At 64.6% G+C, this 25,668-nt stretch carries 26 protein-coding genes; 23 read left to right on the top strand and 3 right to left on the bottom strand.

Features of this window, described 5'->3' with window-relative positions; all coding sequences use genetic code 11:
• Positions 1 to 1,543: 1,543 nt before the first annotated feature.
• Positions 1,544 to 1,750: a hypothetical protein gene (locus GSI01S_RS20795; protein ID WP_006897765.1), complete on the bottom strand. Its 207-nt coding sequence runs from the start codon at positions 1,748 to 1,750 to the stop codon at positions 1,544 to 1,546.
• A 184-nt stretch (positions 1,751 to 1,934) separates the two neighbouring features.
• On the opposite strand from GSI01S_RS20795, the gene GSI01S_RS20705 reads away from it, so the two are divergent.
• From GSI01S_RS20705 to GSI01S_RS16545, 3 genes are read left to right on the top strand one after another with little or no spacing between them, the layout of a single operon-like run.
• Positions 1,935 to 2,531 (top strand): ImmA/IrrE family metallo-endopeptidase, encoded by a 597-nt coding sequence (locus GSI01S_RS20705; protein WP_369403327.1) that lies wholly within the window; start codon positions 1,935 to 1,937, stop codon positions 2,529 to 2,531.
• Entirely contained in the window at positions 2,528 to 3,676 is a 1,149-nt protein-coding gene (locus GSI01S_RS16550; protein WP_006897763.1) for a DUF6545 domain-containing protein, read from the top strand. The genes GSI01S_RS20705 and GSI01S_RS16550 overlap by 4 nt, the downstream gene beginning before the upstream one ends.
• Positions 3,677 to 3,700: 24 nt before the next feature.
• Entirely contained in the window at positions 3,701 to 5,026 is a 1,326-nt protein-coding gene (locus GSI01S_RS16545; protein ID WP_006897762.1) for a cytochrome P450, read from the top strand.
• On the opposite strand, the gene GSI01S_RS16540 is transcribed toward GSI01S_RS16545, so the two are convergent.
• On the bottom strand, positions 5,027 to 5,431 hold the full coding sequence (locus GSI01S_RS16540; protein WP_006897761.1) for a hypothetical protein: 405 nt from the start codon (positions 5,429 to 5,431) through the stop codon (positions 5,027 to 5,029).
• A gap of 13 nt (positions 5,432 to 5,444) precedes the next feature.
• Positions 5,445 to 6,125, bottom strand: coding sequence for a helix-turn-helix domain-containing protein (locus tag GSI01S_RS19880; protein WP_006897760.1), 681 nt, complete (start codon positions 6,123 to 6,125; stop codon positions 5,445 to 5,447).
• 592 nt (positions 6,126 to 6,717) lie between these two features.
• Here GSI01S_RS19880 and GSI01S_RS16530 point away from each other — a divergent pair.
• The 20 genes from GSI01S_RS16530 (at position 6,718) to GSI01S_RS16435 (ending at position 25,667) form a co-directional block, all read left to right on the top strand.
• Entirely contained in the window at positions 6,718 to 8,343 is a 1,626-nt protein-coding gene (locus tag GSI01S_RS16530) for a cutinase family protein (protein WP_244874926.1), read from the top strand.
• Between the two features lie 64 nt (positions 8,344 to 8,407).
• Entirely contained in the window at positions 8,408 to 9,220 is an 813-nt protein-coding gene (locus GSI01S_RS16525) for a DUF8176 domain-containing protein (protein ID WP_006897758.1), read from the top strand.
• 497 nt (positions 9,221 to 9,717) lie between these two features.
• Positions 9,718 to 10,581, top strand: a complete 864-nt coding sequence (locus GSI01S_RS16520) for a hypothetical protein (protein ID WP_233500210.1) — start codon at positions 9,718 to 9,720, stop codon at positions 10,579 to 10,581.
• Between the two features lie 38 nt (positions 10,582 to 10,619).
• On the top strand, positions 10,620 to 11,348 hold the full coding sequence (locus tag GSI01S_RS16515; protein WP_006897756.1) for a hypothetical protein: 729 nt from the start codon (positions 10,620 to 10,622) through the stop codon (positions 11,346 to 11,348).
• Positions 11,345 to 11,914, top strand: a complete 570-nt coding sequence (locus GSI01S_RS16510) for a DUF6668 family protein (RefSeq protein ID WP_006897755.1) — start codon at positions 11,345 to 11,347, stop codon at positions 11,912 to 11,914. The genes GSI01S_RS16515 and GSI01S_RS16510 overlap by 4 nt, the downstream gene beginning before the upstream one ends.
• Positions 11,911 to 12,183, top strand: coding sequence for a hypothetical protein (locus GSI01S_RS16505; RefSeq protein ID WP_006897754.1), 273 nt, complete (start codon positions 11,911 to 11,913; stop codon positions 12,181 to 12,183). The genes GSI01S_RS16510 and GSI01S_RS16505 overlap by 4 nt, the downstream gene beginning before the upstream one ends.
• A gap of 49 nt (positions 12,184 to 12,232) precedes the next feature.
• Complete coding sequence (locus tag GSI01S_RS16500) at positions 12,233 to 12,460, top strand: hypothetical protein (protein ID WP_233500211.1); 228 nt, start codon at positions 12,233 to 12,235, stop codon at positions 12,458 to 12,460.
• Positions 12,388 to 13,029, top strand: coding sequence for a DUF8175 domain-containg protein (locus tag GSI01S_RS16495; protein WP_479724241.1), 642 nt, complete (start codon positions 12,388 to 12,390; stop codon positions 13,027 to 13,029). The genes GSI01S_RS16500 and GSI01S_RS16495 overlap by 73 nt, the downstream gene beginning before the upstream one ends.
• Complete coding sequence (locus GSI01S_RS16490; protein ID WP_006897751.1) at positions 13,029 to 13,913, top strand: DUF8175 domain-containg protein; 885 nt, start codon at positions 13,029 to 13,031, stop codon at positions 13,911 to 13,913. The genes GSI01S_RS16495 and GSI01S_RS16490 overlap by 1 nt, the downstream gene beginning before the upstream one ends.
• Positions 13,901 to 15,490 (top strand): hypothetical protein, encoded by a 1,590-nt coding sequence (locus GSI01S_RS16485; RefSeq protein WP_006897750.1) that lies wholly within the window; start codon positions 13,901 to 13,903, stop codon positions 15,488 to 15,490. The genes GSI01S_RS16490 and GSI01S_RS16485 overlap by 13 nt, the downstream gene beginning before the upstream one ends.
• Positions 15,487 to 16,971: an SCO6880 family protein gene (locus tag GSI01S_RS16480; RefSeq protein ID WP_006897749.1), complete on the top strand. Its 1,485-nt coding sequence runs from the start codon at positions 15,487 to 15,489 to the stop codon at positions 16,969 to 16,971. The genes GSI01S_RS16485 and GSI01S_RS16480 overlap by 4 nt, the downstream gene beginning before the upstream one ends.
• On the top strand, positions 16,968 to 18,794 hold the full coding sequence (locus GSI01S_RS16475) for a putative type IV secretion/conjugal transfer ATPase (RefSeq protein ID WP_006897748.1): 1,827 nt from the start codon (positions 16,968 to 16,970) through the stop codon (positions 18,792 to 18,794). The genes GSI01S_RS16480 and GSI01S_RS16475 overlap by 4 nt, the downstream gene beginning before the upstream one ends.
• 5 nt (positions 18,795 to 18,799) lie before the next feature.
• On the top strand, positions 18,800 to 19,099 hold the full coding sequence (locus tag GSI01S_RS16470) for a hypothetical protein (protein WP_157225333.1): 300 nt from the start codon (positions 18,800 to 18,802) through the stop codon (positions 19,097 to 19,099).
• On the top strand, positions 19,096 to 21,135 hold the full coding sequence (locus tag GSI01S_RS20645; RefSeq protein WP_006897746.1) for a transglycosylase family protein: 2,040 nt from the start codon (positions 19,096 to 19,098) through the stop codon (positions 21,133 to 21,135). Before GSI01S_RS16470 ends, GSI01S_RS20645 begins: the two co-directional genes overlap by 4 nt.
• Before the next feature lie 14 nt (positions 21,136 to 21,149).
• Complete coding sequence (locus GSI01S_RS16460) at positions 21,150 to 21,575, top strand: hypothetical protein (protein ID WP_006897745.1); 426 nt, start codon at positions 21,150 to 21,152, stop codon at positions 21,573 to 21,575.
• Entirely contained in the window at positions 21,572 to 21,796 is a 225-nt protein-coding gene (locus tag GSI01S_RS16455) for a hypothetical protein (protein WP_006897744.1), read from the top strand. Before GSI01S_RS16460 ends, GSI01S_RS16455 begins: the two co-directional genes overlap by 4 nt.
• Entirely contained in the window at positions 21,793 to 22,377 is a 585-nt protein-coding gene (locus GSI01S_RS16450; RefSeq protein WP_006897743.1) for a hypothetical protein, read from the top strand. The genes GSI01S_RS16455 and GSI01S_RS16450 overlap by 4 nt, the downstream gene beginning before the upstream one ends.
• A complete protein-coding gene (locus GSI01S_RS19610; protein WP_006897742.1) occupies positions 22,374 to 23,177 on the top strand; it encodes a hypothetical protein in 804 nt (267 codons plus the stop codon). Before GSI01S_RS16450 ends, GSI01S_RS19610 begins: the two co-directional genes overlap by 4 nt.
• 43 nt (positions 23,178 to 23,220) lie before the next feature.
• Entirely contained in the window at positions 23,221 to 23,883 is a 663-nt protein-coding gene (locus tag GSI01S_RS16440) for a hypothetical protein (RefSeq protein WP_006897741.1), read from the top strand.
• Positions 23,884 to 23,975: 92 nt separating this feature from the next.
• Positions 23,976 to 25,667 (top strand): type IV secretory system conjugative DNA transfer family protein, encoded by a 1,692-nt coding sequence (locus GSI01S_RS16435; RefSeq protein WP_233500223.1) that lies wholly within the window; start codon positions 23,976 to 23,978, stop codon positions 25,665 to 25,667.
• The last annotated feature ends 1 nt before the right edge of the window (position 25,668 follow it).

The following is a 25,668-nucleotide window of genomic DNA, read 5'->3' as shown; positions in this document are numbered from 1 at the left end:
AGTGCAGGGCGTTGCACTGTGGTGTGCCGCAGTGCGTTGCAGTGCGCTACATCCCAGTGCGCTACATCCCAGTGCGGTGCAGTTCAGTGCAGCCCGGTGCGGTGTGCTGCGGCTGATAGGCGTTGGAGTTGGTCCGGGTCAGTGCTGGCACCGCACGGCCGGCTCCTTCTCAAGACCGTCTGCGTCGAGGAGCCACCCGTATTCGCTGCACAAAGGGCACGCTTCACGAGCGGTGCGACGGGCGAGGGCTTCGGCCTCCTGGGCGAGAATCGCGGCGGCTGGTCGGTCGTCGAGGTTGTCGGCACCGTGCCAGCGGAGAATGCCGGCAAGGAGCTTGATCGGGTGGCGGGGGGTGTTGGCGATCCAGTGTCCGGTGATTCCGCGGTAGTCGACGATGAGCTGGTTAATGTCGGCAGCTTGCCAATCGTGAGCGGCTGGTGCCGCGAGGATACGTGCCCAGCCTGCGGCAGAGTGTCGTCGTGCCCATGCCGGTGTTTGTGGGTCAGAGAGCCAACGAGAGGCCAGTTTGACCCCTTGTGGGTCCGCTGGGGGGTAGTTCCGACGGCTTCGGGTCCTCCCGTCGTAGCTGACGCGCGAAGCGCGGCGGTTTTTTCCACAGGCGGAGCCTGTGTCGCTGTCTAGTTGAGTTCTTCTTACGTGAGAGGGATCCCTAAAGGGACCCCGTAGGGGATGGGGTGTCACCGAGTGAGGGTTACGAGGGTCCAGTCGTTCTTTGAGGCGGCTGACCTGTGGATTACGCGGGGGGTGCAGTGCCCATACTGAGGCCCAGCCGCGGCCGCGGTCTCCTACCCGCCACGAAGCCATCCTTTCCCTGTACGTACGTTGCCTGCCTCGCAGTACCTCGGTGGCTAGGCCGAGAGCGCGCATGAGGCGGCGGGCACGCTGGACGACGGCTTTGGACAGTCCGGTCAGACGAACGAGGGTGCCCACTGCCGGCCGGCAGCGCCGCCCGGTCGACCATTCAGCGAAGGTTGCCATGCTGGCGCAGACCTTGCGGAAGGAGGTCCGGCTGACACCGCCGCGGCCCTGCTCGTCGCAGACGAGCGGTCGGACGGTGAGGTAGTAGAGCTGGTAGGCGAGGTCGGCTTTCATGCACCAGTCGATGTCGGTAGTCCAGCAGGCGATGCCGAGGTGTGCTGTGGCCGGCAGAGCGAGGGTAGTCGGCTGGTGGATTCCGATCGCGCGAAGCAGCGCTGGGCCGGTACGGATCTGCCCGCGCCGACGACGGGTGCGGGACGATCCCGGGTACAGGCGGATTCCGCATGCTCGGGCGTAGAGTCCTGCCGCTCGCGGGCCGGTGCCCGAGCAGGCAGGACGGTGGACGTCGACGTCGACCGATAGGGTCGCACGCGCCATCGACGACACGAAGCCAGTTGGCTTGACAGTTTCAGGGTGCGCGCTACTCTGAGACGTGAGCGGCAAACTCAGTCCCTTCGGGGTAGCTAGCGATTCGAGCGGCAACTCGCATCGCACATATTCAGATTTGGCGAACGCCTCCGGTTACTACCGGGGGCGTTTGTCGTTATGCGGAGTCGCGGAGGCTGATCACCTCCTGCCGTGTGTGCGACGGCATGAGGTCGGGTCTGCACGCGCGGTCAGCGATAGCCGCTGTGAGCCACTGCGTCATCGACACGCCCTCTTCCCGGGCGGCCTGGGCAACGGCGTTCTTCACCTCAGGGTCAAGGCGAAAGTTCGCTGTGACGGTTCGCTTGTATCGCGGATCGGCCATCTCGGCCCACCTCCTCTACGTGCGTTACAGCTTCGAGCATGCGTTACAACTAGCTGATCGTCGTGCATCTGCGTCGGCGTGTCGGCGGGATCTTCCTAAAGGTCCTCGGGGATACCTCCTTACCCGGTTGGTAGATGACTTCCAGTATGTCATCTAGTCATATACTCGTCCTGTCCGACCACGGATGGGAGGCGGTGTGGGTCGTATGCTCCGGTGCATGGAGGTCCGGCGTCGCAGGGGGAGTGGTGCTCTACGTTCTCCGAGGCAGGAACTGGTGGATGCTGTCTTCGAACGAGTCCATCTTCAACCGCCCTGGACAGTGGATGAGTTTCGGAGGTGGCTGTCGGAGCATCTGGGCATGTCGATCGAGCTACGTCGATCTGACCCTGACAGCGACCACCTGCTGACGGGGGAGTGCGGCCTAGTCGCAGTCAAGGGGAGCAAGGCAGTGATCTGGTACGACGCGTCGAGGAGTCCACGCCATCAGCGGCAGCAGGTGTTTCACGAGTTCGCTCATCTACTCTGCGGCCACCATGAAGCGCGACCGTTGGAAGAGACGCTGAAGTCCGGGGAGCATCCCCTCGTAGCGGGGATGTCGCCAGCGATGATCGAGGCCGTTTTCGGGCCCGCCGACCCGCCTAGACAGGGCCGGGATCGCAGCGAGGCGGAAGCGGAGCTGATTGGAACGAAGCTCGCAGTTCTATCGGTGTCGGACAGCTCGGCGCGGTCCAAACGAAACTATGCGCGGGTTCTCTCGCTGTGGAGCGGAGGGCGCGCATGATCAGTGATCCGTCTGCGCCGCTGAAAACTGTCGCCACATCACCGTGGAATCCGGCATTCTCGATGAGCTTGCTGTTCGTTATGTTCATCGCGATCGTGGCCCGCGCAGTGATTGTCAAGCAGAGCCGCTTCGAGTGGTGTGCATGGCTGGCGATCACCCTGTGGCTGGGCGTGATCGCGTTTCGGGAGCCTTGGGTGCAAGCGGGCTTTCACGCTGCCGGCGTCAACTTGGCGTGGGTCCGGTTCATGGCCCATAGCTGTGCAGTGTTGGGCGGCTCGGTTCTCATCGCGCTCGGCGTGGCTTGGAGCACCGGTTTTCGGATGCCGAAGAAGCGCTGGTGGAGAACCGTCGCACTGGTGTATCTCCCGTCGTTCGTATGCATCGCAGTGATGGCCGTTGTCTCGTACCCTGCTCTGGCTCAGAACCGGGCTATCGAGGAGTTCCCTAATCGGATCGGTCTCTATGGGATCGTGTACGCGGCCATGCCGATTATCGGGGCTCTGTTCGCCGGCGGGGTTGCCGCACGAGCAGGGTTCGGAAGCGGAGGGCATCGGATGAACGGTGTCATCGGCGCGATGTGCGTGTTCGTGGCGGCGCTGTCGGTGCTCGATCACTCGTTCCGTATCCTCACGGCGCTGAGGACATCGCACACGGCTCCAGGGGATCTGCAGCAAGCTCTGGAGGATCGGGCGGCCGCGACTGATTGGCTGCTGGTGATCCCCGTGGGGATCCTGCTGGTGTCTTTGATGCCTGTCGTGGTGGTGTCGGTGGCGAATCGATTGGCTTCGTCACCAGCAGAAGGCAAGGTCCGGCAGCTCAGAGAGCTGTGGCTGACATTGATGAGTACGTTTCCTCAGGTCAGGTTGAGTCGGCCGGCAGAACTGACCGAGCCGGAGGAAGATCTTCACCGCACTCTCATCGAAATCGAGGACGCACTCCTGCTGCTCTCTCAGTGGATGACAGATGACGAGCTGCGTGCCGCCGAGGTCGATGAGTGGTACGAGGCTGTCCGCGGAGCGTTAGCGCGGTGTGAAGGACCAGTGCTCCGGCGAGCAGTAGTCTTGCCGTGGAGCAGGGATGAGGCCGCGGTATTCGAGCTTGCCCGTCGCGCCGATATGGGGTGGGAGGCCTACTACGCTCCGTGAGCGCGCACCGTTACGGTGATACGCATGGCAACCATCCCTCATCCTCCGTACCGTGTTCCACTCCTTGGAGACATCATCGGGATTGATCGGGTCAACCCGAACACGGCGACACTCGCGATGATGGAGCGCCTCGGGCCGATTTACCGACGCTCGATCATGGGGACCGATTTGACCTTCGTCGGCTCGGCCAGTCTTGCGGAGCAGGCCTTCGACGAGGCGTCTTGGAAGAGATACGAAGGCCGTCCGATTCAGCAGCTGGAATCGTTGGTCGGCGACGGCTTGTTCACCGCGGTGACGGAGTCCGACTCGTGGCAGAAGTCGCATGAAGCTCTGATGCCGGCGTTCTCCAAGGATGCGATGAGCCGGTACTTCGGGGTCATGTTGGAGACCGCACAGTCTCTGGTGGAATCGCTTAAGGCCGCACCCGGAAACCGTGAAGCGCAACCACTGTTCGCGCGAGTAGCTCACGAGGTGATCGGGCGGGCGGGGTTTTCGTACAGTTTCGGTCCGGACATGCTGGACAACTCCCATGCGTTTCCGGCCGCAATGGCACGCGCGCTCCAGCACGTTCAGAAAGCTGCGATCCCGCTGGTGGGGAAGAGACCAGGGGAGAAGGCACAGTACGAACGAGACCGCGATCTCCTCCTGGGGACTGTGCGCGAGGTCGTTGAAGGGAGGTCGGCAGGCTCCGCTTCGGGGAACGATCTCCTGGACACGATGCTCGAAGCGGGACTGCCTCAACAACTGATCGAGAACCAGCTCTTGACGTTCCTGATTGCAGGGCAGGAGACCACGGCCTCGACGCTTGCGTTCCTCGCGTACGAGCTGGGGCGACGTCCGGAGCTTGTCGCGCGTATGCGCGAGGAAGTGGCAGCCACGACGGACGAGGGTCCGATCACGTTCGAGAACGCCCCCCGGATGCGGCTGGTGCGGGCAGCAATCTCCGAAAGCCTGCGGCTGTATCCGTCTGCTCCCGGGATCTTCCGAGTAGCAAAAGAGGCCACCGCGCTCGGCGATTACCAGTTCAGTCCAGGTGAGTGGGTCTTCGTGCTGTTACTCGCTGTGCACCGGGACCCTGAAGTATGGGGAGCGAGCGCGGCCGAGTTCGCTCCTGATCGGTTCATGCCAGGTGGAGCTTCCTACCCCGCAGCAGCATATAAGCCGTTCGGCACGGGGATTAGGAGCTGCATCGGTCGGCAGTTCGCGCAACTCGAGATCACCGTAGTGATTGCCGAGATGGTGCGGGGCCTCGATTGGTCGGTTGTGGAGCCTGAGGGAGCGCTTGAGTTCGATGAGACCTTGACGATCCGACCGAGAGGTCTCTGGTTGGACTTCGCACCGAGAGCGTAATCAGAGAGCCGGCGAAGTCGGTTCGTCCTCGAGGAACGCGAGAAGCTCCCGAGTTTGTCGGGGGCTAAGTGAGGTGCCGCGCGCGATGATGTTCGTGCCGCCGTCCCTGTACCGGTCGCGGACGATGGCGCATACACGCAGACGATGTTCAAGATCAGCCCCCTCCGGGGAGTCCGTAAACAGCACATCCTCGCTATCAAGCACCTGAACGATCGCCTGAGTGACTTCATCAGGAGGCAGTGCCGTGCCGGCCAGGGCTTCGTCGACGATCACCGCCGGTACAACACTTCGCGTGACAAGCGACACCTGGTGGGCGAGTTCCTCGGATGTCATGGCCGGCTGCTCGCGGCGATGGTGGGCTTCGAGAAGCACTGCGAGTCGCTGGGCATACAGGTCAGGACGCATCGAGACCCCCTAATCAGTCTTTGTCGCGGGCGGCGGCCCACCTCATTTGCAGGACAGCAAGCTGAGCAGGTTCGACCGATTCTTCATCGAGCTGCCCGATCAGCCACCGGACGTAGAGTACATCTGCTAGGTCCTCATCGCCGAGTCCGTCTGCTGGGGGTTTACGCAGGTACTCCGCGAGCATGACGTCCACGATGGGATCAGCGGGCATACGTCCGGGTTCGTCGGTCGATGACTCGATCAACGAGATAAGCCAAGTGCGGAGGTAGCGATCGGTCACTAGCTGAATCGCCTTGTTCGCCTCGACGAGGTCTAGCATCCCGGGATGCCGAGCTGTGACTTCCTCGAGCTGGTGCGCGGCTCTCGTGAGTTCGACGACCCGCGACGCGGTGAGCGGGGCGCCTGGGTCGGCGGTAATGAACTTGCGCTGTAGTCGATGTGCGTCCGCGGGAAGAACCACGGGCTCTGCACCGTCGGCAAGAAGTCGTGCTGCCGAACCAGGAGCCCAGTTGAGTGCAGTGTCCAGTGCGCTGAGGGTGGCGGCCGACGGTGCTCTCGTCTCGCCCTTCTCGATCTTGGACAGGGTGATCGCTGGCGGGCCGTTTCGTTCGCTCACTTGAGGGCGGCTGAGGCCCAACTGCTCCCGCCGGGCGCGGATGCGTCGGCCGAAGTCGGAGCCAGAGTCGTCATTCACAGCACCAACCCTAAAGGGCGATCTGAACAGTCATGTCAAGGACACCAGGGTCGCCCGAAAACATGTGCCAGTGACGGATGACATATACTGGATTGTGACATACATATATGCCACATGGGCAATATATAGACACCTCTAGACAGCATACATAGATGCCTGTAATGTGATCCCTGCTGAAGAACTGGATGCCTCCAGCGATCGGGAGAGCAAGATCCTCGAAAGCTGGATCGGGAGGGAAGCAGCGAAAGAAGACGCTCGCGGTCCCGAGTGCAGGTTGATGATTTGGACGGTCAAAACCTGCACTCAGGAGCCGCGAGCTGGTTGGAACCAGCGATGTAGAAGGTAGGCACCAAAGACATCGCAGGCCCGTGCCTAGTGTACGGGCTTGGGTGCCTACCTCGTGACTTCTGAGGTAGGTCCTGTGTCTGTCGATTCATACCGAAGCCAGCAGCACGATCCGAGTGGTCGTGCTGCTGGCTTTCTGCGTGTGGGGCGGCGTTCAGTCGATTCGGTGCGGGAGGACGCTGCTTGCGGATCGTCCCGCTTGGGAGGTTCTGTGAAAGCGAAGTCTTTCCGTTGGCGGTCGCGGTTCGTGGCCGCTTTGGTCGTTCCTGCGGTGGTCTCGCCGGTTGCGGTGGCAGCGTCGCCGATCGCTCACGCCGAGGCGTCCAGCGACTGCCCGTCGTTGTTCGTCCTGGCGATACAGGGAACGGGTGAGTCGTCGGAGGACGCGTCGCCGACGACCGACAGCGGAATGTTGGCGCAGGTGATGCGACCACTGCTGTCGATGGCTGGGTCAATGGTTCAGCGCGCATACGTTCCCTACCCGGCTGGCTTCGGTGGGGCAGTGCCGGGCGCCAAGGTTCCGTTCGAGGTGTCCGCGCAGAAGGCGGTCGATCGTGCGACGGCAATGACTAAGCAGATCGCCGGCCGCTGCCCTGATACGGCGTTCGCGTACACCGGGTACAGCCAGGGTGCGTACGCGGCGTCGATCCTGTTGAAAGACATTGGCTTCGGTCGCGGGCCAATTCCTGCGGAGAAGGTGGCCGGCGCGAGCCTCTTCGGTGATCCGACCCGTCCGGCGGGATCGGGGTTGTTCCCAGGCAAGGACGGTGCAACGACACCGGACCCGGCACCGGGTACAGACGGTGCGGCGGTGGAGGCACTGGCACCTCGTGAGGTGCCGACGGCGACCGGTGGTGGTATCGGACCGACGAAGGAATCGACAACGACGTTCGGGGACCTCGACGGCCGAGTCGCCTCAAGCTGTGAAGGCGGCGACCTGGCATGTGATGCGCCGTCTGATGCGCCGATCACGCACATCGTGGCGAACATTGCGGGCTCGTCGACATTGGATCAGTCCGATCCGGTGCAGAGCCTGTCGTCGATCGCCGAGGCCCTGGCTGCGACAACTGTGAAGTCCGCAATCCCGGTGATCAATGAGGATTTCACTGGCGAGACCTTGGAGGATCTGTCGTATCAGCCTCAGGTCAGTGTGTCGAAGCGCATCGAGACCGCCTCGGATCCGAGAACGGCCATGCCGACGGTCGAGGACGGAATCAAGGCGCTGATGAAGGTCGGCACGATCGGGCTTAACGCCGTCGTGTCGGTCGCCAAGGAAGTTCTGCAACCGCAGACCCTCGTGGAGTTGGGGACCGTGGGGCTTGCGAACCCGGTCGCAGCATTGGGCGTTCTGGGGTCAAAGACACTCGCTGCGACGGTGAAGCTGGTACCGCCAACGACGGTTTCACGGTGGACCCAAGAGGCGTTCACAGCAGTGAAGGAGAACGTCTCTGATAACTCGGAACTTCTGGACGTCGCGAACCTGACTCGGTACTGGCAGGCAGCGCAGCAGCACGGTTCGTACGCGCAGCCGACGGTGACCGGAGGGATCAGTGCAGCTGCGTGGACGGCGGCATGGTTCGCATCGCTAGCCGCTGATCTTGCGGGTAAGCACGACTTCCGCCCGACCGACGAGAACGGCGTGCCGACAGCGGACCCCGACGTGAAGAACTTTCCGGTGCCGACGCTTCCGTCCTCAACCACGGCGGTCAGCTCCATCAGCAGCAGCACACCGGCTGCACCAAGCGAAGAGGTGCCGCCGTGGGCTACAGGCACGGTCACCATCTCCGACACACCGGTGTCGTCAAGTGCGACGAGTTCCGCACCGTCCTCATCGACGAGCTCGACCCCTGCCGCACCGACTCCCTCGCAGTAACTGGCAACGGGGCTGGCTGCCCGGTAAACGCGCAGCCAGCCCCCTTTTTAAGGAGCGATTTTTGTTGTCCGACAACAAATTGCCGACACTTCCGGCGCTGCCGGCCGACGATGAGCTGCCAGCGTGCGCCCTGGCGGCCGACGTCCGTGCTGTGTGGGGGGTAGCTGAGATCGACAGCGCGGAAGTCTCGCAGTGGTCATGGCTGACGTTGCTGAACCCCGAGGTCGCGGAGACCGTGGAGCTGATCTCCAATGAGCATGAGCAGCCCGAGATCCCCGATATGGACCGTAACGCGTCGTCGGTGGTGGTCCCGACGCCACGGCGCGAGCCCCGGCGCCCGCGCCGGCAGGTGGTGATCCTGAGCGCGTTCTTCACAGTGCTGGCGGTGATCGTCGTAGGTGTCAGTATGTCCCTGGCCAGCATCGGTGGCGACGACAGTCCGGCGGCGGAGCCCGGTGATGGCGTTTCGTCCGCGCAGGAGAGCGCCGCGGCGGCCGCGCCCGATCCGTGCCCGGAGCGGGTGGAGGGAAACACCACCTACGGAGACGGTGTCGGCGACCAGCGATCCGGCGCTGGAGCGATCCAGGCGTGGAACCACGCTTACTACGTCACCAGGTCTGCCCGTGAGGCCAAGTCCGTGACCGCAGCCGGGGCTGTGGCCGACGAACCGAAGTTGCAGACCGCTATCGACCAGGTGCCAGCGGGCACCACGCACTGCCTGACGATGATCGACCGCGGCCAGGGACTGTACGCGGTGCGACTGATGGTGACTCCTCCCGGAGAGCAGCCGTATCCGATCAAGCAGCTCGTACAGACTGCCCCGGCGAATGGCCGGTGGTGGATCGAGTCGATCAAGAAGGACGAGGGGCTGCCGTGACCTGACCTGCCCGTTCTTGGACTGCCTCGTTCTTCCTCTATCTCAACCAACCCCCGAAGGGACCCCTGATGAATCTCAACACCACTACTCGGCACCGGGCTGGCTCGGCGGTGGCAGTCGCGGTGAGTATGTCGCTGCTGCTTGGAGCGACCGCGCACGCTGCACCGGAGCAGGGCGGCACGACACCGTCAGCACCGCCGGAGCAGGGCGGCACGACACCCTCAGCACCGCCGGAGCAGGGCGGCACGACACCCTCAGCACCGCCGGAGCAGGGCGGCACGACACCCTCAGCACCGGTACCGGTGGAGCCCGCGCCGTCTACGCCTGGACTGGTCCCGGGTCCGCCTCCCGGGCCGGTCGAGACGGTGCCTACTGCGCCGTCATACAACGACGACTACAACCCCGTCCCGTCGGCGCCGCTGCACGAACCTCGCTGGGTGCCACCGGTTCCCCGCAAGGTCGCTCCCCCCGATCACGTCCGCATCGGGAACATGGTCATGCCGGTCAAAGACGTGCCGTTCCCGCCGGGCATGTCCAAGCGGGATCGCGACCGGGCGGTCGTCTCCACGAATGACTGGTCGGCATACGCTGAGGCCGAAATCGCCCGAGGTCTGATTTCTATGGGCGTACCCAAGGACGAGGCCAGCCGTAAGGCCGCGGCCGCGGTGCTGGGTGGCGCTGCCGCAGGAGCGGCAGGCGGCACTGCCGCGTTCCTGGCCACAACAGTCACCGTTGGTCTGGTGACTGTCCCGATCGGTGCGCTGATCGGTGCAGGCGCGGGCGCAGTCGTCGGCGGTGGAAACCCCGTGAGCATCGCCGGTGGCGCAGGTCTGGGTGCGCTGGGCGGTGCCGGCGTAGCCGTCGGTGCAGGTGTTGTGGTGGGCACTGCCGCAGCGGCGGCCTCGGCTGTGGCCGGTGGTGCTCTGGGCTATTGGCTCGGAGCCGGCGATCCGGGTGCGGACCCGAAGAAGCCGAAGCTGCCGTGGGAGCAGCAGGGACCGGGAAAGCACCGTGAGCCCGAGGCTGTCCGGATCGTTGACCCGAATGCGAATCAGTATGAGGTTCACGTGCCTGCGCCCGTGGCGCAGAAGGCCGGCCTGCCTGCCGTGGACTACGTCGTGAACAACCGCGGCGATGTGAATCTCACGGTGGGCGCGACGCGGACCGGGTGGAGCGCCGAGCAGGCGCAGATTCCGACCCGGGCCATCGAGTCGGTCGCGCCGGGTGCGTCGCGGGCGATCAATGACGGGGTGCGGGCCGCATCTGAGGAGCTGTCCAAGGCCGTGCCTGGCCTCAACGTGCAGTGGCCGCAGGAGCCCACGGTCGCAAAGAGCAAGCAGACCGCTCGGCATGCGCGCTGATCGGGTGACTTCGACGAGAGAAGGGGAGGTGGACAGCCATGACCGGTAGCGAATGGATGCGCGAGATTTCTGAACCCCAGCCCGAAGAAGGACACCGAGAGGCGATGCCGATGGCGTTCTTCAATGCTGCTGGTGGCGCAGGCGCTTCCACGGTGTCGGCGCTGGTAGCCGGGTATTGGGCCGATCGGACGGTACCTGCGGGATGGGTTGACGCGGCCCCCGCTGACGGTGACATGCTGGGCCGCCTCGGTGGTGTGTCGACCTCGACCGTGCAGCGTCCCGACGGCGTGTTCTTGTGGCGACCGAGCCGGATAGGGGACCTGGCACAGGTCTTGGCAGAGGCGCAGAACGAGGGGCTGGTCCCCATGATCGATGCGGGAACGACTGCGGTCGGGCAGATCCGGGGCGTTCAGGCGCTTATCGCAGAAGGCGTTGTTCCTGTCTTGGTGATCGGTATCCGTCCCGATCTGATCAACCGGGCCCGAGGGGTTCTCTCGGTGTGGGAGGACCGGGGCGTTCTCGCCTCAGCAGTGGTCGTCCTGAACGCCGCAGTACCTGGGATTCGGGAGAACGTGGTGCGGGAGCAGCTGCTCGATGTTCTCCATGTCGCTGCGCGTGACTGCGTCGGGGTGGACTATGACCCGACCCTCGGCACGGGACTGTCCCTGTCCTCGGAGGATCGGGATCAGCTCGCGCCGGCCACCGCAGCGGCGGTCGAACAGATCGCACTACACGCGACCCCACGGCGTCTGGCGGTGGCGCAATGATCGTCCGGGACGTACGGCGTACGCCGCTGCCGGTGTCCCGCCAGTTCCCACCTCTCTTCGCACTGATGGGCGCGCACGGTGGCAGTGGCGCGGGAACGCTGGCCGCGATGTGGGCACCGGCGGCGGATTCAGATGGCCAGTGGCCGGGCGACCCATCGACCACTCAACATGTGATCGTCGTGGCCCGCGAACACATGGCCGGTATCGCCGCCGCGGCAGAGGTGCTGAGGCAAGCCGATGCCGGTCAGGCCCCGGCGGGGGTGCAGGTGCACGGTCTGGTGACGGTGGCCGCACGACCCGGCAAGACGCCGAAGGACGTACGGCGCTACGCCGCGACCGTCGCCGAGCTGGTCCCCGCGTGGTGGCAGGTCGGCTGGGTCGACGAACTCATCTCCGCACTGCCGGCCGACCTGCCGATGTGGACTCCCGGCGATCCGGTTCAGATCACCCGCAGGTCAGGCACGGACCTGGCAACCGTTCCCGGCGCCATCGCTCAGACGGGCCTCGACATCGTCACCTACTTCGCCGACGTTCGGTCGGCGCTGACACAGAAGGAAAACGCATGATTACCGCAACCGTCCTCAACCTGGCAGACACCATCAACGTCAACCCGCAGGCCCCGCCCGGATCGTCGAAGTTCCTGCTGCTGCTGTCGTGGGTCGGCTGGCTGGCGATGATCGGCGCTGTCGCGGCGCTGGTGATCATCGGCGGCAAGTTCGGCTTCGAGAAGCGCCAGGGCACTGCCGACTCGGAGTCGGCCGAGCGAGCCACCAAAGCTCTGATCGGCTGTGTGGTCATCGGTATCGCTGGTGGCCTCGTCGGCGCACTGGTCTGAAAGCGGGCGACGATGGGAGAAGCACACGATGTTGTCAGCATGGGGCGGCATGCCGCCGGAGGTGACAGACCCGCTCGAAAAGGTTCTCGGTTACGCCCTGTGGATGGTGATGGCTGCCGCGGTTGGTCGTCTGATGTGGATCGGCGGCGAAATGAGCTATCACCGGCACCAGCCGGGCGACACACAGCCGCCGGATACTCCGACGTGGGTGTTCGTCGGTCTGATCGTCGCCAGTTCAGCCTCCGGTATCGGCGCAGCGCTGCTGCAGTTGTCTTAACCCTGTCTGCGGTGTCCGCTCTGGTCACGGCATGTGGAGGTGACACCAGCACGGCGGCACCTGCCACGGTTGTCTCAGACCTGGGCTGGACATCGTTTCAGGGTATGCAGATCCCGACCGGCGAGCAGGGGCCGCAGCATGCGGACCCCGTCGCGCCGACAGGCTATGACCGGTCGCCGGCCGGGGCGGTCCTGGCCGCGGTTTCGGCGACGATCCGTATGTCGGTCGCCGACGACACACAGTGGCCGACGGTCGGGCAGAAGCTCATTGCTCCCGGAACCGAACGTGATGCGTGGGCGGTCGATCGAGCTCAGGTGTCGATCACCGCTCCCGTCAAAGCCGGCCAGGCACCGAAGGTGGAGGCATATTCGATCACGGACAGCAGTCCGGACCGGGTGACAGTGAAGATCTACAGTCGTCTCAGCGACGGGTCCTACACCGAGAACACCGCGGCTACGCAGTGGGTGGCCGGTGATTGGCGGTTGGCGCTGGCGTCGGGCGATAAGCCGGTCGTCCGGGCGGTCTCGGCGGTGCCTTCGACGGCGCTCCTGTTCGAGGAGCCCCAGTGATGGACCTCAAGGAGGAGCGCCAGCCGCTTCTGAAACGGCCGTGGGTGTGGATCGCTGCCGCGACGACGGTGGTGACCGTAGTGATTCTGACATTGGCGTTCATTCCTAATGATGACGCCGGCGATCGGCCCGCCAGCTCCACGCCGTCCGAAGCCGAGCGGCTGCCGCTGCCTTCGGAGAGTTCACAGTCGGAGTCAGGCGACGTTGACGACCTCGGGCGTCCGGTTGTCGTGCCGGCGGAGCGCCGCGGCGTCGCACTGCCTCAGTCCGAGCAGCCCTCGTCAACATCTGATTCGAACCCTCTCGCTCGGCCGAAGGGTTTGGAGTGGCAACGCGTGTACGGCAGTCCTGCACCCTTCAGCCGGTCAGACGGTCCGGCCGCCATCAGCGCCGACGGAGTTCCTCGAGGAATGAGCCGCACCCCGCAGGGAGCGACTATCGCTGCGTTGCAGATCGTCTCTCGGATTCGATTCGGCACCAAAGCCGACCGCTACGCGGTCATCGATCAGCGTCTTGAGGGTGCCACCGAGTCGGATAAGCAGGCGCTGCGGCGTGACGGCGACATTCTGTCGATCACGGTCGATGATCCCGAGATCGGCGACATCGCCGCGAACAGAGCGCTCGTGCCAGCCGCCTTCCGGATTCGAGCAGGGAACTGGACAAATGATGCAGCGACGATCGACATCGCATACGGGCCTCACGAGCAGGTCAACCCCGACGACGAGAGCGACGTGCAGTCGGTCTATTACTGGCAGTCCCTCTCCACGGTGTGGGTCGACGGTGAGTGGCACCTGAAATACAAACCGTCTCTTCTCACCCGTGACGAGAAGGAGGGCTCGATGGGTTCCCTCGACGGAGGGGAGTGGGCCACATGGGTGCGCTGACGCGGTCACGCCGCCGCACCGTGGTGACGGTGGTGCTGGCGCTCATCGCTGCGGTGTTCCTGACAACCGCTGGCCCCGCAGTCTCGTCAGAGGCGCTGGGCATGGACGCGGTCAGCGCCCAGGCGCGCGCAGATGACGAGACCCCCTCCCGGGCAGACCTCCAGAACCAGATCGAAGACCTCAAGGCCCAGATCGCGACGGAGAAGGATGAGGAGAAGAAGAAGGAGCTGACCGCTCAACTAGCAGTGCTGATGACTAAGTACACAGCTGGTGCTGTTAGCGCCACTGATGACAGCTGCGGAGCGATCAACTTCATCTGCAAGGCCAAGAAAGCCACCAAGGACGCCGCCAAGGGAGCGTTCAAAGGTGCGGCCGAGTCGATGTGGCAGGGCTTCGGCCGGATGCTGCAAATGTCGATGACCTGGTTCATCAAGATCCCCACCCCGAAGTATCAGGACTACTCGATAGTCCAGAAGATCCAATCCGCAACCATCGGACTGCAGTTCTTCGGTCTGGTGTTGTCGCTGGTCGTGATCGGGTTCCGGCTGGTTCTCGCCAGACGACAGGCCGCGGTCACCGAGGCCGAAGAATCCGTGAAGTCGATGGCCAAGGCGGTATTCGGCGCGTGGACATTCGGTGCAGTGCTGCTTTCACTCACGGTAGCGAGCGACGAGCTGTCTAAGTGGATGCTGAACCAGGCCACGAACGGTCAGAACGCCGGGTCGATGGTGACGAACCTGATGAAAACCTCGTTGGTAACGATGCAGTCAGCAGGGTTGGTCTTCGTTCTGGCCGTGATCGGGATCCTCGGTGCTCTGCTGCAGGGCATACTCCTGGTGGCTCGGCAGGCGATGCTCGCCGTTGTCGTGTCGCTGGTGCCGGTAATCGGCGCGTTCGGCGGGACGAACACCGGCAAACAGGCGTTCTCGAAAGTCATGATGTGGACCGTCGCGCTCCTTCTGTGGAAGCCCGTCGCGGCGGCGGTGTACTGGGTCGCCTTCTGGATGGCCGGCAGCGATTCGAAAGACTCCCAGCAGATCATCATGGGGATGATTTTGCTGTCGCTGTCCGCAGCAGTCCTCCCGATCCTGATGAAGCTCGTCTCCGGCGGAGCCGCGATGTCTGGGGGCTCAGGCGCGGCCGCCGTCGGGGCTTTGATGGGTGCGGCGGTCGCGGGCAGCACGATGCTCGCCAGTGGTGGCTCGTCAGCCGGCGCGGCTGCGGGAGGAGGTGCCACCTCGACCGCATCGATCGCCGGCGCCGGCGGAGGCGGCGGCCCGTCGGGCGGAGGGGGACTCTCTGGCGGGACCGGGATGGGTCCGTCGGGCGGTGGTGGTCCCTCCGGCGACAGCGGGGGAGGAGGAAGAGGCTCCCAGCCGGGCGGCGGGACCGGCGGCGGATCAGCTCTCGTGCCTCCGGCGCCAGACAGCAGCAGCAGCGGCGGCGACGGCTCAGGTCTCAGTGGTGGCACCGGCAAACAGCTCGCGATGGCCGGCAGTGCACTCGCGCTGGCTTCCGAATCCTTCTTCGAATCCGAACCTGGCCAGGACGCAGGAATGGGAGACAACCTCCGATGACCTCTACCAACCAAGTGATTCTCTACGGCCGATGGGAACAACCACGCACGAGCGGTCTGTTCGGCCGGACCTGGGGCGAAACGATATTCGCCGGCGCGTGGATCGTCGTGACAGTGCTGTTCTACATGTTCACGCACTCGCTGATTCTCATCCTCATCTTCTTCCTCATTGGCACGGCCGTGTTTGTGCCGCTGGCGTACCGGCGGCACGGACGGTCGGGATTGGAACTGATTGCCATGCGACTTCAATTCTGGAAAGGCGCTCGCCGCGGCGAGAACGTGTACCGAGGCGGCGTATTCGGCGTAGTCCCTGGATCTGCGCGCATGCCCGGGATACAGGGCGATACCCGGCTGTACGAATACGAACTCGGTCGCGGGGGCCGATTCGGGCTGATTCACTCGCGAGCGAAGAACCACTTCACCGTGGTGCTCTCCGGTCAGCCGCAGGGCCAAGAACGCGTGGAACAGCATCAGATCAACGACTGGGTCCGCGGCTGGGACCGGTTTCTGTCGCATCTGGGCACCATCAAGGGAATGGCCGGAGCGGCAGTGATTGTCGAGACCGTCCCTGACAACGGGCACCGTGTCGACGCCGAGGTACGGCGCCTTGTCGACCGCGACGCGCCGGCGTTCGCACAGCGCGTGATGGTCGAAACCGTGACGCACCGGGCCTCAGCGAAGGTCCGCAACGAGGTCCGCATTCAGCTGACGTTCACGCAGCAACGAACTGCGGACTCGGCCGAGGTCGCCGACCAGGGAGCGGCCATCGGCCGACTCCTGTCGACAATCATCAATCAGGCCGTGGCCGCCGGGCTCTCGGCACGACCGCTGACCGCTGGAGACCTGAGCATGGTCGCCGCTCGCGCCTACCGGCCGGAGCTCGCGGCGGAGTTGGAAACGATGGCCGGTTCGGGCTCCCTCGACCAGTTGCAGTGGGACCAGATCGGACCGGCCGGCTGCAAGGCTGAGTGGGGCCGGTTCGTGCACAACGGATTTCAGTCGGTGACGTGGGAGATGGAAGCCGCGCCGGCAGGCACTGTCGCACATGACACGCTGCTCCCACTGCTGGCGCCCCGAGCCGACCTCGGGCGCAAGAGGGTGGCGATCATCTACCGCATCCACGGTGTTGCCGATGCGGTGAAGATGGTCGACGACGACTTCAAGAACGCGCTGGCCGCCGAACAGTCGAAGAAGGGCGTCGGGTCGGCAGCGGCGTCCCTGCGAGTGGACAACACGATGGCCGCTCGGCAGGAACAGGCGCGCGGTGCTGGCGTGACCCGCTTCGGTGTTCTGATCACGCTCACCGCCGAGGCGTCAGCGGAGATGCCGACATTGGCTGCGGAACTGGAAGGCCTGGCATCGGCGTCCCGACTCACTGTGCAGCGCTGCTGGGGCGGACAGGACGCGACCTTCGCCGGGGCGCTCGGACTCGGGGTTCTGTTGCCGGAGTACGCCAGCGTGAACAGGCGGGTGACGGCATGACGATGACAATTCCGCGGCACGCGGCACCTCAGAGTGACACACCCACACAGGTCGAGATCGCCGAGACCGACGTTCCCGCAACAGTCAGGGTCGCGGGCGTGCGACTGCGCACAGCGCGCGCCTACGAGCAGCTGCGCGCCGAGGCAGCTGCCACGGGGTGGCGAGGCCGGCTGGCACGCCGCCGCCTGGCTACCGAGGAACGATGCCGCAAACGCGCGATCAGCAGGATCTGCGAGATGGGCGGCTGGGACATCGACGCCGGGGAGCCCGGACCGCGCGGAAGCTCCGGGCCGGGCGGTGGTCGCACGAACGTCGTCCCTCGACTTCCTGAGTGGCGCGCCACGACCAGCCAGGTCGCCGGAGGATTCTGGCCGTTCTCGGTCGGGGCGACGAGCCCGATGCTCGGCACACCTTTGGGCAGTCACCTGTATACAGGGCAGGACTTCGGCTGTGACCCGCTGACGTGGTTCCTCTCTGGTCTGATCACTGCCCCGATCGCGTTCGTGCTCGCGTTGAACGGTTTCGGTAAGTCGTCTCTGGTTCGCCGCATGGCACTGGGAAACATCGCCCAAGGCCACACCTCACTATTCCTCGGTGACGTGAAGCCTGACTTCGCAGAGCTGACCAAGATGGTTGACGGTCAGATCATCACTGGCGGATACGGCGACCAGACGATCAACCCGCTCGATGTTGGCGCTCTCGGCACCGTGCTCGCAGAAATCAGGGATTCGACGCCGTGGTCGCCGCAGTCCATCGCCGACATGACCCGCCGGGTTGAGGAAGATCTGCGCTCACGACAAGTCTCCACTGTGGCGGGCCTGGTTGAGATTAACCGAGGCACTGCGATCCGAGACTTCGAGGAAACACTGCTCGGGTCTGCGCTGGAACAGCTCTACCGCCCCATTCACGACGGCGGTCAGGGATTCACCGGCCAGCGGCCGCCGATCCTGGAGGACTTGTACCGGTTGATCCGTGACGGTAACGCCGAACTCTGGGAGGACACCGCTGCCCGCACAGCCGAGGAATACCGAGCTTCGGCGGCAGAGCTGTGCCGATCGCTGCGAGCCCTGACCTCGGGCCGTCTGGGCAAGGTGCTCAACGGCCACACCACGACACCAATCGACCCATCGTCGCCGGCCGTGTGTATCGACGTCTCGCGCGTGCCGAAGGGCGACCGCAAGCTCAAAGCGGCACTGCTGCTGGTCTGCTGGGCAGACGGATTCGGTGCGGTCGAAGCCGCGCACGTACGAGCAGACGCGGGGCGGGGTCCGCGGCGTACCTTTCAGGTGATCATCGACGAGCTATGGCAGGTGATCGGCTCGGGCGCAGGCATCGTCGATCGAGTCGACGCGCTGGTCCGGTTGAACCGTTCCGATGCGGTATCGCTGATCATGGTCACGCACTCGGTCAATGACCTGTCTGCCTTCGAATCTCAGGCCGATGCCGCGAAGGCCATCGGGTTCTTGGAGAAGGCACAGATCAAGTTCATCGGGCCGGTCGGCCCGGAGGAGATCGAACGACTCTCGCAGGTGACCGCGTTCAACGCACAGGAGCGTGCGCTGATCACCTCGGCGGCATCGACGCCGCCTCCATCCGAGGATGCGCTGGCTGAGATGAGGCGACAGCTCACTGCCGCGAGCAAGTCCGGGTCGACCTCTGTGGAACGTCCGAGACCGCACGGCCAGGGCGTATTCGTCGCCAAACTCGGCACCGACGATCGCGCAGGAATCCCGTTCCGCATGATCTTCACCCCTGCCGAAGCCGAGGGCGGTGTCCACAACACGAACGCCCGCTTCGACGGCGTGCTGAAGAAGGCGTCATGACATCGATGAACAGGCGAGACTACGGCTGGATCACCGACGACATTCGCGACACAGCGGTGCAGGCCGTGCTGACGGCAATCGAGCGGGGACTGTCGCTGACCGCTGCGTGCACAAAGGTCGCGATGAGCTTGGAAGTCCACACGAACACGGTGAAGAACTGGGCGCGGGCGTCCGGGAAGCTCGACGAACTCCGCACGAGCGCGGACAGTGAGGTTGTCGCGAAGCTCTACGCCGACATCGAAGCGATGAAGACCGCCAACAGTGGTCTACTCGCCGCGCTGAAAGAGCAGCAGAGGCGATCATGACCGACGCTGCGAAGTCCTTGTCCCTATTTCTGGTCGCCGCCGTGGCGATCCCGCTCCTTGCACTGATCGCCTTCGTCGGCAGCGATGACACGGATGACTGTGCGCCGGCGGACTCGTCGTCGAGCAGCAGCTCGTCACTGTCGCCCGGGCAGAAGGTGATCCCGATGAAGAAGGGAACCTTTCAGTACACCAGCGGGTTCGGACCTCGCGACGGCGTGATGCACCAGGGTCTGGACATGGGCTCGCAGGCCGGCACTCCCATGTATGCCGCCTACGACGGCGTTGTGGACAAGGCGGGAGAGGCGACCGGCTTCGGCCAGTGGATAGTGCTGCGCCACAACATCGGCGGCAAGCGTGTCGACACCGTCTATGGCCACATGTTTCCGCAGGACCTCATGGTCAAGCCGGGGCAGAAGGTGACCGCCGGCCAGCAGATCGCCAAGGTCGGATACAACGGCGAGGTCTCACCCCCGGGACCCGGCGGTGCACATCTGCACTTCGAGGTGTGGGAAGGAGGCTGGGGACAGAAGGCCATCGACCCGAAACCCTGGCTGGCTGACGCTGTCGAGCCAGGCCAGGCCCGGCCTTCCGCGCCCAATGCACCGCCGGCGGGGCAGGACTCACAAATCGTCTCGGCCGAGGACTGGAACAAGGTCGCCCAACACGAGTCGGGCGGGAACTGGGCGATCAACACCGGCAACGGCTACTACGGCGGGCTGCAGTTCTCAGCGTCGACGTGGAAGGCGTTCGGCGGAGACAAGTTCGCACCGACTGCAGACAAAGCGACCCCACAGGAACAGATGGAGGTCGCGAACAGCACGCTGAGTGGTCAGGGTTGGGATGCCTGGCCGGTGACCTCGCATCAGGCCGGTGTCCGCGACAAGAAGCCTGCGCCGCCGGGAACCTTCGCTGGCGCAACTGGATCCCCGCCCAAGCCAACGTCCCCGGCGCCGGCTGCGCCGGGAGGTCCATCGGACGTGCAGACGCTCTCGGGAGTGACCGATAACGAGGGCGAACTGGACGTGTCCAAGCCGATGGCCGCCCGATTCGGGTCCGAGGCCCACTGGCAGACCAACACCGTCCGCCTGGCGCGGGCGGTGGCCAAGCGATTCCCTGAGCTGCAGACGATCGGCGGCTGGCGGGCCGATGGTGGTGGATTCTCCGACCACCCTGACGGACGCGCCGCCGACATCATGATCCCGAACTCTGGCCGCGATCAGAAGGGCGTTGAGCTCGGCAATCGCATCCAGAAGTACGTGATGGACAACAAGGCCGTCTTCCACGTCGACTACACGATTTGGCGGCAGTATTACCAGCCCGCGCAGGGGCCCGGGAACGTCATGGAGGACCGCGGCGACTGGACCCAGAATCACTTCGACCACGTGCACGTAACTCTGCTGCCGTCGCCGCTCTACAACGGCGAGGACCTGGGAACGATCAAAGACAGGGGTGCCGGCGGTGCTGGGTCGGACAGCGAGGAATGTCCGTCCGATGTGAGTGGCAACGGACGAATGGTGAATGTCAAGGCCGGCTCAGTGCCCGCGGATTGGGCGCGCTGGTACAACAAGGCTGGCCGGATCTGCCCGCAGATCAGCGCCTCCCTCCTGGCCAGTCAGGGTCACCAGGAGACCGGCGGGTTCCAGCAGCATGTGCAGAGCCCCGATCAGGCTCAGGGGCCTGGACAGTTCATCCCTGACACCTGGGCGACTTACGGCAAGGACTACGACGGCGACGGTCGGGTCGATGTCTACAGCCTGGGCGACGCGATCATGGCCCAGGGCCATTACATGTGCGACCTGGCAAAGGACATCGACGGATGGATCGCGGGCGGGCAGGTTGACCCCAAATCGGGTCCGAACCACGACGTTCGCGACCTGTACCTCGGTGCCTACAACGCTGGCCCCGGCGCGGTGCAGGAGAGCCACGGATTCCCGTCGTTGTATCCGCGCCACTTCAGCGAGACCCGGCCATACGCCGAAATCATCATCCGCAACGAGCCGAAATACCGGGGCGTCGAGGACGCTGCGGTCGTCTAGTCAAAGGAGAATCCGTGAAGAAGACAACGACCGCGGTGGTGCTCGCGGGAACGCTGCTCGCAGTGACTGCATGCTCAGCGCCGGCGACGGAATCGGCAGCAGCGCGGTGTCCCGCGGCCGAGCAGCTCGCGGCGGCGCTTCACACGCGGTTCTCGGTGACAACCGCGGTCACCGACGGAGCCGAAGGTGGAGTAGAGCAGGGACGCTCGGTCGCTGCGCTGGTGCCTGCTGACGGCGCGACACCGGGCGGGGTAGGCGACCAGATCGCCCGTCGGGGGCGCGCCGACGATCGCAGCGAGTATGTCATGTGGAATCGCACGTACTGGCCGGCGGGCAGCAAGCGCGGCACGACGATCGAGGACCGAGGTAACGCCACTCTCAACGCGGTCGACCACGTGCGAATCGTGATCGACCGCACCAAGTGCATGGAGACACGATGAACAGGCGCGAGAAGGTGTTGGGCGGCGTGATGATCGTGGGCGTTCTCCTGGTCTGGGGTGCGATGGCGTTCTACTCGGTGTCTCTGCTTCTGTCGGTTCTCGGTGTCTCGGGCGGCCTGGTCATCGGGATCTCTGTCGCGACCACGCTCGCCTTCGAGGTGCTGGCGATTGCGGTCATGCGGGCCGTCGCGGCAGCTGGCTGGGGAGGACGGGACCGATGACGGCCACAGCGAGGCGGGCCTCGGCACTGCTCCTGGCCGTGATGCTGGCCATCGTGGTGGCGGCATGCGGCGGCGGGGACGACGCCGTTGACGGACCGGGGGATGCGGGCCATCAGCATCCGGACGGGCAAGGCCCCGTCGCGGGTGCCCCTCCGGACGATTCAGTACAGGAGGCATTGTCGAGGATCTACAGCTGGGAGCCGGCGAGGCAGGCCGATTCCGGCGTCGCGATGAGAACTGCGCTGCCGTGGCTCAGCGGCGAAATGGCTCAGGCCGCTACTCGCAGTAGTACCGGGACCGACCAGATGCGGCCGATGCGTCAGTGGGCACAGTGGCGAGCGGAAAAAGCGATCGTGACCGCCACGGTGAAGGTTGTCCCGGCAGTGGACGAGCCGGGGAGCCGAACGACGAAGCGTCAGGCGGCTGTTCTGCAACAGATCCAGCGCGCAGACGGATCCGTCGACTCGTACTCGCTGATGACCTACGACGTCGATCTCGCTCTCGATGAGGACAACTGCTGGCGAGTCTGGCGAATCCAGATCGTCGACTCCCAACCACTGACAGATGGGGTGTTCCAGTGACTGACTACGACACTCGCGGCTTCAGCGCGGCCGGCTACGACCGAAACGGCTACGACCCATACAGCTACGACGCCTCGGGTTTCGATGCGCGGGGCTACGACCGAAACGGCTATGACCGTAACGGCTACGACGCTGCCGGGTACGACCGGCACGGCTTGGATTCCGCCGGGTATGACCGGAACGGCTACGACGCGAACGGCTATGACCGCCGCGGCTTCGATGCTGCCGGGTGGGACCGTAACGGCTACGACGTGGACGGGTTCGACCGGCACGGCATCGACCGCAGCGGCCGCAATCTGTACGGCGTTGAGGTCCCGTTCATGGACGACAACGCCGAACCGGCCAGGGTGCCGGGGCCAGCAAGGATCAGCACCGATGGTGGCGGTGAGTCGGAGGTGCAGGTGAGTCGGATGATCTTCGGCGGCGTGGCGACTGTGATCGTCGGAGCGCTGACTGCAGCGGTCGTTTGCTGGCTGCTGATGGCGCTGCGCACGAACCTGCCCGCAGAAACCTGGGCACGGGCAGGGGCACCGCGCATTCCCGACCCTGCAACGGCGGCGGTTCTCGCCGGTGCGGCGGCCGCGGCCGCCGCCGCATGCGCGCTGGCGCTGAGCGTTTTCGTTGCCGACGGACTGCGGTTCTTCCGTCTTACGGCGCTTCTGCTGACGGCGGTGTGGGTCGTGGCTGTCGCCTCCGAACACTCGTGGTCGACGTGGCTCGTGAGCGCGTTGACCATTGGAGCACCGGGCCTGGCGATCATCAGTCTCGCGCCGTCGGTACGTCCCACCCTGCGGCCCTGAGAACTCGCTTCACCTCACCAAACCCTCGATGGAAGGAACAATCATGACAAGCACGACAGCGCAGGACTGGGATACCGCGGCAGCCGTGGTACGTGACCATGCAGACGCCCTCGCCTCGATGGGCAGCCACTCCGAGCTGTACAGCTTCGCCAAGGAGAAGAACCTGGCGACCAAGCTCCTGTTTCCGAAGTTCAAGACCGAACTCCGCAAGCAGCTGCGCATCGATTACGACCAGATCAGGAAGGACACCCTCGCAGCCCGGTTGGTCGAACTGGAAGCTGCCGGCGAGACGGCTCCGACGATCACCCTCTTCTGCGCCGGTGACGTCGAGGTCGATTCGTACGCGGTGTGCCGGGCAGAGGAAGAAGACCCCTGGTACGGAACCTTCCACGAGAACGATCAGGTCGCAGATCAGGATCATGCAGACGAGTCCGCTGCGAGGAAGGCCGTGTATCTGGCGGGCAAAGCCCGTGAGTTCGCCGGACTCGACATCGTGCATCTGCGGTTGTCGGTCACCAACCATGTCGTGACACGCACCGCGCTGATGCGAGACATGCTCAAACACAAGGTGTGGGTGACTGTCGATATCGTCGACGACCCGAACGGCAATCCGGCTTTGGAACTGTGCCGCGCTCCCGGTTTCCGGGGCTGGCGAGAAGTCTCGCTGGGCGACCTGATCGAGGACAGCGACGGTGCGGCGCAGTAGTTGTCCGGACTCCGTAACGATGGGGGAATGCAATGCCCGTAGCTAATCCTGGACAGACGAAGAATCCGTCGCGGAACAGTGAGACCGTGCTCATGCTCGTTGGGCTTGGCGTGATCGTCGCGGCGGCGTTGATCGTCTGGGGCTCGTTGACGCTCGCCGGCGGTCAGCAGATCCCCGGCAACCCGTTCGCCGCGGTGATCATGGTAGCGAGCGGCAAACTCGCGTGGCCGACGGCCGCGACGGTGTGGGCCGTGGTGATCGTGGCCGTCATCGGGGCGGTGGTAGGGACCGGTCTGTACGTATGGAGCGGCCGTAAGCCACACCGGACTCGCGTGGACTCGGCGCAGCAGCACCTCGGTTCAGGCAAGGAGATCGCGTCCATCCGCGAGCGGGCTGTAGCGGAGAAGGCGCGGAGTCTCGGTATCGATTCGTCAGTTGCACCTGCACCGTTCACCACCGTCGAAGGTGTTCCGATCGGCAAGGAACTGGTTGGCAAGGGACGACTGCTGGGGTCGTGGGAGGACATGCACCTCGACATCTGGGGGCCCCGTCAAGGCAAATCGACCTCGCGGATCATTCCAGCGATCTGTGAGGCGCCCGGAGCTGTGCTGACCACCGAAAACAAGCGGGGCAATCTCGACCACACTCGGCTTGTCCGCGAGTTCCGCGACGAGGACGGCAACCCAACCCGGCAGGTGTGGGTCTTCGACCCGCAGCAGGTCGCCAATGAGCCAGCGTGGTGGTGGTGGAACCCGTTGTCCTACGTTGAGGACGAAACGCAGGCCGAGGAGTTGGCCCAGCTGTTCTCAGTCGGTGACGACGGGCTAGAAGCCAAAAAGGATCCCTACTTCGACCCCGAGGGAGAAGATCTGCTGGCTAATCTGATCCTCGCTTCGGCGTTGGCCGGCGAGCCGATCACCACGGTCTACGAACGCCTCGTCGACGAGAATTCCTGCCATCATGCTGTCGAAATTCTCCGTGAGCACGGCTACCCGATGATCGCGCGTGCGCTCAACGCCCGTTTGGGCCTGCCGGAGAAACAGAAGGCCGGCATTTTCGGAACCAGCGTGAAGATGGCCAAGTGCCTGCGCAACCGGTCCGTGCAGGAATGGATCACTCGAGGTGACACTGAGCGCCCGCACCTGGACCTGGAAGCGTACATCCGCAACGGCGAGACACTGTACTGCCTGTCGAAGGAAGGCGTCGGGTCGACGGGGCCGCTGGTCGCGGCGTTGACTGTGGCGGCCACCCGCACGGCCGAAAAGATCGCGACCGCATCGCCGGGTGGGCGGCTTCCGGTCCCGATGCTGTGCCCGCTCGATGAAGCCGCCAACGTCGTGCGGTGGCCGGATCTGCCCAAGCTCTACAGTCACTTCGGTTCCCGCGGAATCATCATCATGACGATCCTGCAGTCCTGGTCGCAGGGCGTCGGAGTGTTCGGCGAACGCAACATGAAGCTGCTCGAATCCTCATCGAACGTGTACGTCTACGGCGGCAACGTGCGCGAGAAGGAATACCTGGCCAGCCTCTCCGAACTGTGCGGCGATTTCACACGCGTGCGATTGAGCGTGTCTGATGCTCGCACTGGGAAGTCATCGTCGCGAAGCACCGACGAGAAGAAGATCTTCACCGTTGCTGATCTACAGGCATGGCCGCGCGGCCGCGCGCTCGTTCTGTCTGCCGGTAACCGTCCCACGGTCGCTGAGACTGTGCCGTGGATGGCCAAGCCATACGCCGACCTGATTCGGCAATCGCTCAACGAATACGCCCCGAAGGGACAGTGAA

This window comes from Gordonia sihwensis NBRC 108236 (assembly GCF_000333035.1).
In the GTDB taxonomy this organism is placed as follows: domain Bacteria; phylum Actinomycetota; class Actinomycetes; order Mycobacteriales; family Mycobacteriaceae; genus Gordonia; species Gordonia sihwensis.
Note: the sequence above shows the minus strand (reverse complement) of the source record. Positions and strands in the feature narration are given on the sequence as shown.